Raw genomic sequence first — 11,763 nt, forward strand, 5'->3', positions numbered from 1 at the left:
AACGAACGGTTCGGGGATTTCGCGATATCCATGCCTGCTGTACAGCAGGCCGCATGCCAATCGGCGAACCGCGCTAACCCATTGAATCCGTTGCGCCGCGACCGCTGCGCGCGCGGTCGCGGCGTCCGCAAGCGGTCGCGCAGCGACCGATTACGGACAGTTGAACGGCCATGCGCGGGTCAGGGCTTTTCCAGCGACGCGCGATAGCGCAGCAGCGCTTCCGGTTCGTCGGTCTGGAAGGCGCCGATGCCGGCGCGGTACAGCCGCCCCCACACCGCCTCCGGATCGCGCACCGCATCGGCATCGCCACCGACGTCGGCGACGAAGCCCTCCCACAGCGTATTGACCAGCAGCCGGACCTGCCGCTGCCTGGCCAGCGCCGTCACCGCCGGCAACTGGGCCAGACGCATCCGCGGCAGTTCGATCGCCACCGGCCGCACCTTGCCGTCGGTCTGGGTGCGCACGGTCTGCACCAGGTCGTCGGTGCCCGGCGGGTTGAGCAGCACCGGGGTGAAGTTGATCCGGTCGAACGGCGGCATCGACGCCAGGTCCTGGCTGGCGACGCCGACTTCGGTCTTCACCACCACCTGCCGCTCCATGCCGGCGCGGCGCACCGCGTCGACCACCTCGGCGTAGATCGGCGCCTTGACGTCGAGATTGAGCATGATCCGGCCCTTGGCCGCGGCCAGCATCTGCTGCAGGGTCAGCGGATGCTGGTCGGTGAGCGGCGCGTCGGCGCCGCCCTCGTCGTCGCGCAGGCGCAACCGCGACAGTTGCGGCCAGGTCAGTTCGGCGACCTTGCCGGTGCCGTCGGTGGTGCGGTCGACGGTGGCGTCATGGAACATCACCAGGGTGCCATCGCCGGCGCGGCGGATGTCGGTTTCCAGCATGTCCACGCCCAGCGTCACGCAGCGCTCCAGGCCCAGCAGCGAGTTCTCCGGTGCGTGCCCGGGAAAGCCGTGCGCCGGCGCGGGATTGTGGCAGCCGCGGTGGGCGACGACGAAGATGCCGCCGTCGGGTGCGGCCAGGCGCGCCTGGATCGGGGCGATGGCGGCGATGGCCGGGGCCGTCGCGGTCAGCAGTGCGGCAATGATCGCGCCGCGCGAGAAAAGCAGGTTCATGGAAGGTCTCCGGCAACGGTCACAGCGACGGGGTGAAACGCAGGCCGAGCCAGTAGGTGGTCGGCATCGAATAACTGTCCTTCAGCAGGTTCTCGCCGGGGCCGGTGAAGCTGGTGAGGCGGCTGTGGGTGACATTGCTGATCTGGCCGACCACGCTGAGCTGCTTGCTCACCGCCCAGGTCGCCGACAGGTCCAGCTGCGAACGCGGCGCCCAGTACAGATCCTGCCAGGCGATGTTGCTGACGATGGCGCGCAGCGCCTTGCCCTGGCGGTTGTAGGCCGCACGCAGTTCGACGCCGCCGACGGTGTAGAACAGCGAGGCGTTGGCGGTGTAGTCCGGCTGCCCGACCAGGCGATCGACGGTGCGCTGGCTCTGCACCAGGTTGGGCGCGCTGCCGCTGGTGAACGGCACGTTCATGCCGCCATCGAGCAGCGCCAGGTTGGCGCTGGCGCCCAGGCCGGACAGCGCCGGCACGCCCGGGAACAGGGTGTTGAACACCGCGCTCAGTTCCAGGCCGCGCACGTGCGCCTTGGCGGCGTTGGCCGGAGTGCTGATCAGCACGTTGGAATAGGTGGTGCCGTTGAAGCTGAACTGGTCGGTGCGCGAGAGGGTGAAGATCTCGTCCTGGATGCGCTTGTCGAACAGTGCCGCGGCGAGCATGCCGTCGAAATCGTCGGGCAGGCGCCATTCCAGCGACAGGTCCAGGTTGGTGGACACGCGCGGCTTGATGTCGGGATTACCGATGGTGACGGTCACGCCCTGCGCGTTGGGATTGCCCATGTCGCTGCTGTTGACGAAGCCGATCGAAGTGCGCGCGGCGTAGGCGTCGTAGGGCGGACGGCCGAGCGTGCGGCTGGCGCCGGCGCGCAGGTCGAGGCGGTCGTTGACGTGGTAGGTCATCACCGCCGACGGCAGCACCTTGGCGTAGCGCGACTCGGTGGGCGCATCGACGTAGACGTAGCTGCCGGTGGCCGCATCCAGTTGCCGCTGGCGGCCGACCGTGGACTGGTCGGTATGGTCGTAGTGCAGGCCGGCTTCCACATCGAAATCGTCGGCGCGATAGCCGACCAGGCCGTAGGCACCGAAGATCTCCTCGCGATGGCTGAAGTTGTCCTGGTTGCTGAAGGCGCTCTGGTCGGTGCGGTTGAACGCGCTCAGCGGCGTGGCGCTCAGCACCTGGCTGGCCTTGTCCGGATCGATCGCGATCAGGTTCAGGCCCAGGTAGCGCATCGGCGCGTTGGACGGCGCCAGCACGTCGGCGATCTTCAGCGGCGGCGCGCTGCGGTTGGGCTGGTATTCGACGCGGTAGATATCGAAGCCGGGTTCGTCGCGGGTGTAGCTCAGGCCGCTGCCGAAGCCGACGCCGCGGTCCATCTCGCCACGGTTGAAGGCGTAGTCCAGGCGCCCGGTGAGCACCTTGTCGCGCGCATTGCGCTGGTAGTCCGGGCGCCAGTACAGCAGGCTGTAGTTGTCGTAGTTGTAGTACGCCTGCGCCGCCATCGGGAAACGCTGGTTGAGTGCGGAGGTGTCGTAGTTGAAGCCATAGGCCGCCGTCGGCACCACGGTGACACCGGGGCCGGTCTGCCCGGTGGGCACCGCCGCCGGGCGCTGCGCGCCGGTGACGTACTTGATCATCTTGATCGGTTCGGCATAGGTGGCATCGGACCAGGACGCGCGCGCCGACAGCACCTGACGGTCGTCCGGGCGCCATTCGAAGCCGGTCTGGCCGAGCTTGGTGCGGGTGGTGGTGATCTGGTTGGAGTAGCCCACTTCCACGTCGCCGACCGGGTAGGTGCCGCTGGTGGCGGTCTGGTTGTAGACGCGGTTGCGGTTGCGCGGATCGAGGATGACCTCGTTGCGCTCCATGTTGTCGCGGAAATAGTAGTAGCCGGCCATGGCGTAGGCCTGGAGGGATTCGCTCAACCGCGCCTCGAACTTGCCGGTGAGACCGTAGCGGTCGCGCTTGTCCATCACGTACCAGTACTTGTCCTGCTGCGGCACGGCCCAGCCGTTGCCCAGGTTGGTGCCGCTCTGCAGTGCGCCGCTGTTGTCGTAGAACCCGTAGTGCACCGTGTCGGTGGTCATGTGGGTTTCGGTGTAGCTGCTCAGCGTCTGGTAGTTGCCGGACAGGGTCAGGCCGTACTGCCCTTCGCTGCCGAAGGTGCGGCTGCCGGTGGCGAGCAGGCGATAGCCCGGGTCGTCCTGGTCGCGCGGCTTGCCGACGTCGTTGGCATGGCCCAGCGAGGCCTCGGCGGTGAAGAACGGCTTGCCGCCGTTCTCGAACGCGCTGCGGGTCTTGAGGTTGATCGCACCGCCGGTGGCGTTCGGGTCCAGGTCCGGAGTGAAGGTCTTGATGACCTGCAGTTCGCTGACCATCGAGGCCGGCAGGATGTCCAGGCGCACGCCGCGGGTGATCGAGCCCAGCGTGCCGTTGGGCGTGCCCGGCGAGGCCACGGTCAGGCCGTCGATGGTGACGTTGTTGTAGGACGGGCCGAGGCCGCGCAGCACCGGGGTGGCGGCTTCGTCGCGCGGATGCTCGTTGTCGGTGGCCGGCAGCACCGACAGGCCGGGGATGCGGCGCAGCGCCTCGACGATGGTGGTGTCCGGCAGCGCACGCACGTCGGTGGAGCTGACCACGTCGGTGATGTTGGTGGCCGCGCGCTTGCTCTCGATCGCGGCGGCATTGGCCTTGCGCACGCCGGTGACCATCACGCTGGACAGCGTGGTGGTGCCGTCGGCGCTGGCGGCGGCGTTGGGCGTGGTGTCGGGCGTGGCGTCGCCGACGGCCGGTGCGGTGGCGGCCGCGACGGCGCTGGCGTCGGCAGCGAGCGTCGCCGTGGTGGATGCGGCGTCCTGTGCGAGCGCGGCCTGGCAGCTGGCGGCGAGCGCGCAGACGATCAGCGCGCGGCGCCGATGGGTGAGTGGTTGCATGGCGATGTCCCCTGGTTGACCGAATTAAGTAACTTAAAGTTCGTTATTTAATCCCAGGGATATGACGCTGCGATGGCGGCCAGCGGAAAGCCTGGCGACAGCGCACGCCCGGCGATGGCAACGGCGTTCTGTACGGCATCGGCCAACGGCCGGCCGCTCGCAGGGCGTGGAGCGGCCCACGGCATCGCTGTCGGCGCAAGGCGCCGCACCGTGACCGCCAGGACGCTGCGCTGGCGACGGCGCGGCGTGGATCAGGGCGCTGGCGCGCGCGGCGGCAGCAGGCCCAGCGCGACCAGGTCCTCGCGCAAGGTGACGGCGTCGCGGAACTGCAGCGCATGCATGCCGGTGGCCGCGGCGGCGTGCACGTTGCGCGGCGCGTCGTCGATGAACACCGCCCGCGCCGGGTCGATCGAATAGCGTTCGCACAGCAGCGCGAAGATCGCCGGATCCGGTTTGACCAGGCGCTCCTCGCCCGACACCAGCACGCCTTCGAACCACTGCAGGAACGGATAGCGCTCGCGTGCGATCGGGAAGGTCTCGTGCGACCAGTTGGTCAATGCGTACAGCCGCACGCCCTGCCCGCGCAGTTCCTCCAGCACTGCCACCGTGGCGTCCAGCGCGCCGCCCAGCATCTCCGGCCAGCGCGCGTGGTAGGCGGCGATCATCGGCGCATGCGCCGGATGCAGCGCGCTCAGTTCGGCCACCGCCTCCTGCCATGGCCGCCCGGCATCCTGACGCTCGTTCCACCGCGGACTGCACACCTCGCGCAGGAAGGCTTCCATCGCTGCCTCGTCGTCGAACAGACGGCGGTACAGATGGCGCGGATTCCAGTCGATCAGGACACCGCCGAGATCGAACACCACGGTGTCCAGGTGGGATGCAGCGGACGGCGAGGATGCGGGGGGCATGACTGGCTCCAGGAACGAGAGGGGGACGCAGCGGCGGACCAGGCGTGCGCCGGCGGCGGCGCGCTGGGTGCGGCGGTCATGGTAGCCGTCCCTTCTGGCTGACAGTGCTGGCCGGCGTCCCTTCATCCCCGGCCCCTGGGGGGTTGTGCGGGGTTGCTGGTGGGGTTCTCTGGCGGTCGGACCCTCACCCCCAGCCCCTCTCCCGGGGGGAGAGGGGAGTTGGTGCGGCGTGCTGGTTGGGCTCCCTGGTGGTCGGACCCTCACCCCCGGCCCCTATCCCGAAGGGAGGGGGGCTTTCGTCAGGGCTGCACGACGTTGATCGTGCCGGGGTTGCTGCGCCCCACGCCGCGCAGGTCGGGGCGGTACATGTCCTCGACCAGCGACGGCGGCACCGTGTAGGTGCCCGGGGTCACCGCGCGCACCAGGTAGAAGACCTGCGCCTTGCTGCCCGCCGACAGGCTCAGCGCGGCCACGTAGCGGTCGTCGCGGAACTCCTCGTGCTTGACGTCGGCGGCGTTGGAGCGGTCGCTGATCTCGATGCCGTCCACCACCACGTCGGCCCACTGCTTGGCGTCGCCCAGGTTGAAGTTCTCGATCTCCAGGCCGGCCGGCAGCAGGTCGGTCAGCAACGCGTCGGGCATGCTGGTGTCGGAGGTGATGGTGACGCGCACGATCAGCGCCTCGCCTTCCTTCAACGGCTGCGGCGTCCACGGCTTGCCGTCGGTGCCGTAGAAGCTGCGCTCCACCTTCAGCGTGCTGTCGTCCGCCGCCGGCGGGGTGCGCGGCACGCCGGCGATTTCCAGGCTGGCGTACAGCGGCGGCTGGCCCTGCGGCACGAAGTGCACGCCGCGCGCCAGCTCGGCCTCGCCGAACTGGCGACCGAAGGCCTTGGCCGGGGCGATCGCCTCGCTGCTGTCGCCGATGCTCAACTGCCCGGACACCTGCGCGGTCTGGCTGTTGAGCAAGGCCTTGCCCATGCGCGCCAGCGCCACCTGCTCCTGCGTGCTCAGCCACAGCCAGCCACCGCGGCGGCGCGCGTCCAACTCGCGGCCCAGCGCAATCACCCGTGCGTCGTACTCGGGCTTGGCCAGGCCGCGCTCGTGCAGCAGCGCGATCATCAGCGCGTCGTCGCGGATCACGCTGCCGTAGTCGCCGAAGTAGCGCGGCCGGTCGGCGCTGTCCTTGGCGAAACCGGCGGCGATCGCCGCTTCGCCGCGCTTCTTGTCGCCCTGCAGCGACAGCGCCACGCCCAGGTGCACCAGCGACAGGCCGGTCAGCGCCTTGCTGCGGTCGTTGTCGTACAGCGCGCGCAGCGTGCCCAGCGGCGCGCGGTTGACCCGCGCCAGCACGTAGCCGGACCAGGCCTGATTGGCGAACTTCAGGTTCTCGCGGCGGTCCTGGCCGTAGAAGTTGTTGCCGCCGGACAGCAGGTCCTCGCTGAGCCGGTTCAACGCCTTCTGCAGCACGTTGTCGGGCACCGCGAAGCCGGCGTCCTTTGCGTCGAGCAGGAACTCGGCGATGTACGGGGTCAGCCCCGGATTGACGTAGCCGTCGTCGCCCCACATCGAGAAGTGACCGCTGGACACCTGCATCGAGGCCAGCCGCCCGAACGCGCCTTCCATGCGCGCGCGGCGCGTGGCCGCATCCAGGCCCTTGACCCCGAGCAGGCGCGCGGTGGCATCGTCGAGCAGCAGCGCCGCGTAGCCCTTGCTGGTGGTCTGCTCGGCGCACCCGTAGGGGTATTCCAGTGCGCCCTGCAGCGCGCTGGCGAACGGGATCGGCGGCAAGGCGCTGACCAGCATGCGCGCGTTGACCGAGCCGGCCATCAAGCCCTCGGCATCGCTGGCACCCAGGGTCACCGGCGCCAACGGGTCGAGCACACGGGTCTGCGCGCGCAGCACCGACGGCCACGCCGCGCGCACCGGCAGGTCGTAGCGGCGGTCGGCGGCATAGCCATTGCCTTCCACTCGCACCCGCACCTTGGCCACGGTGTAGCCTTCCTGCGCCACCAGCGGGAAGCTCAGCGTGGCCTTGCCGTCCTTGCCCAGCTTGGCGCTGCGTGCGTTGTCGGCGATCGCCAGCGGGCCTTCGCCGTCCACCCGCACCTTGAACTCGCCCGGCTGGCCGGTGAAGTTCTGCACGTCCAGGGTCACCGTGCTGCGGTCGCCCGGCGCCATCACCCGCGGCATGCTGGCCTCGGCCACGATCGGCGCGCGCACCAGGGTCTCCACGTCGCGGTTGCCGTAGCGCTCGTCCGAATAGACCAGCGCCGACACGCGCAGGGTGCCGTTGAAGTCCGGCACCGGCAACTGCACGCGGGCATTGCCCTTGGCGTCGAGCTGCACCGGACCCGAGAACAGGTCCACGGTCTGCACCCGCGCGGTCGGCCGCTTGGCCTGCGGCAACGCCGCCAGCGCCATGTCGCCGCCGAAGCGCAGCTTGCCGGTGCCGCCCTCGAAGCTCTCGATGACCCGGCCGTAGATGTCGTACGCATCCACGCCCAGGCGCCGCTGCGCGAAGAACTGCGCGTTGGCGTCGGGCACCGGGAAGCGGGTGATGTTGAGGATGCCCACGTCCACCGCGGAGATGGTCACGTGCGCCTGCTTGCCGGCCAGCTCCGGCACGCTCACCGTCACCGGCAGCGGCTGCTCCGGGCGCATCTGCTTGGGCGCGACCAGGCCCACCGCCACGCGCCGGGCCTTGCGGTCCATCGGCACGTAGGCCACGCCGACCGCGCGCGCCGGGGTGATCTTGCTCGGTGCCGAGCCGCCGCGGAACACCAGCGCGGTGACATAGACGTCGTGCCGCTCCCAGTCCTTGGTCACGGGGATCTCAAACGTGCTGCCCGGCTTCACGTCGATGTCCTGCACGTACAGCATGCGGTCGCTCTCGACCATCAGCAGGCCGGGGCCGGCATGCGGCGGGGTCAGAGTGACCTTGAGCGTGTCGCCGGCCTTGTAGCCGGTCTTGTCCAGCGCCAGCTTGACCTTGTCCGGACGCGCATCGAGGCCGCGGTTCTCGTCGTTCCAGCTCCAGCCCGCATGGAACGGATAGCGCGTGGTCAGGCCAGTGGCCGGGTCGAACACGTCCACCCGGTACTCGCCCCACTCCACCGGGAAATCGAACTTGGCGGCGCTGGCGCCGGCATCGACGGTGAGCGTCTGCTTGTTCTCGAAGCGACGGGTGAAGTCGTAGTCCCAGCGGTTGTCGGTGAACGCCCAGTGGTAGTCGCGCAGCTCGCGCACCAGGGTCACCTTCAGGCCCTTGGCCGGCTGCGGCTTGCCCTGCGCATCCACCCGCATCAGTTCGAAGCGCGCATTGGCGTTGGCGTCGGCACCGTCCTTGTCGTCGAACAGCGGACGCACGCCGACCAGCGCCGGCGCCGGCCACAGCACGCGCTTGAGCGTGCGGGTGACGGTGCGCCCGCCGGTCTCGTACACGCTGGCCGAGACCAGCGCGGCGATGGTGCTGGTCGGCTTGGCCTCGTCGGGCAGCGCCAGATCCTCGCTGAGCTTGCCGTCGGCGCCGAATTCGGTATCGACCACGTCCTTGGCCTCGCGCGGCAACTGCAGCGTCGGGTCGCCGAAGAAGTAGCCCGGCAGCGCCTCCACCGGATGCTGCTCGACCGCCACCGCCAGCTTGGCGGTGAAGCGGTTACCCGCGGCCGGCGCGCCGTACAGGTAGGCGGCGGTGGCCTGCAGCTTGAACGGCTCGCCCGGCTTGAGCGTCTTCTGCGCGCTGTCCAGGTCCAGCTTCATGCGCTCGGGCAGGAACTCCTCGATGCGCAGGGTCATGCCCTGCACCGCTTCCTTGCTGGTCGGGTCGGTGCGGAACTCCACCTGCCAGCGTCCGGTCGGCGCATCGGCGGGGATCAGCTGCTCGAAACTGAAGTAGCCCTGCTCGCCCGGCTGCAGCCGGGTCTCGCGGAAGATCTTGCCGTCGGGCTGCTTGAGCCGCAGGAACACCGGCTGCGCGCCCTTGCCGGTGGTCGGCACCGGTTTGCCGTCGTTGTCGCGCAGCAGCGCCGACACCCGCACGGTCTCGCCGGGGCGGTACAGGTCGCGGCCGGACCAGGCGAACACGTCGAACCAGGCGTTCTCGCGCCCGGCCACCGCGAACTCGCTCAGGTCCAGCGCCGGCTGGTTGAACGGCAGCATCGACAGGTCGGTGCCGCTGCGCGCCACCAGCACCTGGCCGGCGTCGAGCGTGTAGTTCAGCAGCGCGTTGCCGTTGTCGTCGGTCTGGCCCTTCAGGAACAACTCGCCGTCGGCGCCGAGCACGCGCAGCTCCACCTTCTTCAGCGGCTCGCCGCTCTGCAGCGAGGCGGTGTGCACGAACAGCTTGTCCTTGTAGGCGCGCGCGTGCAGGCCGATGTCGCTGACGGTGAAGAAGGCGGTGTCGTATTCGTTGTCGAACTTGCCGGGGCGGCGCAGCACCGCGAAGTACAGGCCCGGCGCCTGCAGTTCCTTGATCTCCTGGATCGGCAGGTAGGTCAGCGCGCGCTCGTTCTTGTCGCCACCGAGCACGAAGCGGTTGACGTAGACCGAGTCGGCCATCTGCGAGATCGGGGTGTGCTCGCCGTAGTCGCTGTCCAGCTCCCAGGTGCCGCGGCGGCCGCCGCGCTGGTACTGGGCGAAGAACGTCGGCAGCGCGCCCTCCTTGACCCGCATGAACTCCACGTCCACTTCCGGCACGTTGAGCGAGACCACTGGCAGCCCGCGGCTCTCGCGCGCCGGCAGCACGCTGCCCTGCGAGGCGAAGCCGACCGCCGGGGTCAGTTCGCCGGTGTAGACCTTCTGCTTGAGCGGCTTGCCCAGGCGGCTGCCGTCGGCGGCCAGCAGGTCGGCCGAGATCACCACGGTGTAGTCCTTGGCCGCCTCCACGTAGGGATAGCGCAGGGTCTTGCCGTCATCGGACAGCGACCAGGCGCTCTCGTCGGTGCCGACCTTCTCCTCGAAGCGCAGCAACTTGTCGAAATCCTGGGTGCCGACCAGCGGCCGCGAGAACTCCAGCGCCAGCGACAGCCCGTCGCTCTTCTGGTCGGGATAGGCGCGGACCAGGCCGAAGCCCTTCATCGCTTCCTTCTGCCCCTTCACCGGCTCGCCGCTGGCCTCGGGCAACTGCCCGGATTCGTTGCGCTTGCAGCCGCCCAGCGCCAGCGCCAGGCCCAGCAGCAAGAACGTCCCCATCAACCCCGCGCGCAGGCCCGCCCAGCGCCGCTTCGAATCCGTGTGCATGCGTTCGCTCCGTGAATGTGGCGGGAGTATAGAACGTCGGCGAGAGCGACACAGAGGTAGCGTCACAACCGAGGCGGAAGTCTTACCAGCGCAGCCGCCTGAGGGTCAGACCAGGCTATTCATCGCGGAATCGCCGCACCGATCATCGCGATGCGCCGCCAACCCGAGCCAGGTCAGGGGGAGCCACGAGGGGCGGACCATCAGCGCAGGCATGCCAGAGGATTCACACGCGACGCGCTACTTCCGAAACGATGAATTGATCCGACCCCCCAAAGGAAGCTACGCCATCACAACAATTGATCGAGCATTGACGGCCCTCGTTAATGCTGCGCCTCGCCACCTTTCACTTGCTGCGGCCCCGAATCTGCTGTCGCCGGCTGGCGAAAGGCAACACTAGCAACCACTTGACAATATGACACGGCTGCCGCGAACGTCGTCGGCACGTCGCCCTCTATCTTCATCACATTGCGCAAACCAGCCTCTTTTTCATAGATCGCGGAAAATGAAGCACCATCCTTTTCAAGCAACCGCTGGAGTCGCTCAAGCAAAGGACTCTGATATTCGTAAGCCGGAAGCACGATACAGGCCCGCGCACCCGATGCTTCCGCGACTTCACGAATAGCCGCCTCAAAGGAATCGGCATGCTGGACGTCATCCAAAACCATCTGCAGATCCTTTGACTCGCCCGCGACGCGATAGAACACGCTCCCGGGCCGAACCAGGAAAACAAAAAGATGCGGCCCGACTATTTTGTAGTTATTCTCTCGCAAGCGCTCGCGGTCGAATTCGCGAAACAAAGGCACCGTACGCCCATCCTCCAGAACTTGCCTCACATAGATTTTGCACTGACCACCCTCGACCACGAACTCCACTTCGTAATCGACTCCAGGCTCGGGAGTCCAACTGATGCTTGGCGGTAAAAAGAACTTACTCCTCTTCCTCTCCGGCAAGCGCGCTTCCTCAGAAGGTATACATTGCGCATGCCCATGAAGCCCTGCGTACACCCTAATCACTTGACCTGGCGTGAGACGATACTCACGAAAGTAAGGGTTTATACGAGGACTTTCGTCCAAGCTCCGCGTCGCCTGCGTTTCAGGAATACCAATTGATATATTTTCCTCTTTATGCATGAACCAGCGATTCCCACTGGCCCTTGAGTCCTGCAGGGTTACCGCTTCGCCCCCGGGCTTGTTCGCGTTCGCACGAAAGCTCACTGAAGTATCACTAGATGCGAAAACGCGCAGGCGCGCTTCTTTTTGCAGATCAACTGATGAATCTGCTGCCTCAACAGCAGTTTGCGTTAAAAATGCCACCAATAACACTAAAAATCCGCCACGAATAAGCTTCTTCATGCACATCCCTATGATTATTCATGCACTGACGATTGAGCCCATGTTAGCGGCAATCAGGAAATTATCTTTAACGCACTCTATTGGGGCGTCACTCCAGTCACGATAGCTGTAGGTCACGGACCAATGATACCCACGTTAGACGCACGGCCCCGCTTTCAAGTCACGCCTAGGCCTTTACCCTAGCTGTGATCTCTCAGTAGGTTGTTCATCCGG

The 11,763-nt window shown here is 67.5% G+C and carries 5 protein-coding genes; all 5 read right to left on the reverse strand.

Features of this window, described 5'->3' with window-relative positions; all coding sequences use genetic code 11:
• Window positions 1-179 precede the first annotated feature (179 nt).
• Complete coding sequence (locus D180_RS15985) at window positions 180-1,121, reverse strand: glycerophosphodiester phosphodiesterase family protein (RefSeq protein WP_017913590.1); 942 nt, start codon at window positions 1,119-1,121, stop codon at window positions 180-182.
• A gap of 19 nt (window positions 1,122-1,140) precedes the next feature.
• Window positions 1,141-4,053 (reverse strand): TonB-dependent receptor, encoded by a 2,913-nt coding sequence (locus D180_RS15990; protein ID WP_017913591.1) that lies wholly within the window; start codon window positions 4,051-4,053, stop codon window positions 1,141-1,143.
• 251 nt (window positions 4,054-4,304) lie between these two features.
• Window positions 4,305-4,961 (reverse strand): HAD family phosphatase, encoded by a 657-nt coding sequence (locus tag D180_RS15995; protein WP_051064851.1) that lies wholly within the window; start codon window positions 4,959-4,961, stop codon window positions 4,305-4,307.
• A gap of 299 nt (window positions 4,962-5,260) precedes the next feature.
• Window positions 5,261-10,150, reverse strand: coding sequence for an alpha-2-macroglobulin (locus D180_RS16000; RefSeq protein WP_198526572.1), 4,890 nt, complete (start codon window positions 10,148-10,150; stop codon window positions 5,261-5,263).
• A gap of 368 nt (window positions 10,151-10,518) precedes the next feature.
• Window positions 10,519-11,550, reverse strand: a complete 1,032-nt coding sequence (locus tag D180_RS24020) for a hypothetical protein (protein ID WP_157835477.1) — start codon at window positions 11,548-11,550, stop codon at window positions 10,519-10,521.
• Between the last annotated feature and the right edge of the window lie 213 nt (window positions 11,551-11,763).

The organism is Xanthomonas sp. SHU 166, from assembly GCF_000364685.1.
GTDB classification, from domain to species: domain Bacteria; phylum Pseudomonadota; class Gammaproteobacteria; order Xanthomonadales; family Xanthomonadaceae; genus Xanthomonas_A; species Xanthomonas_A sontii.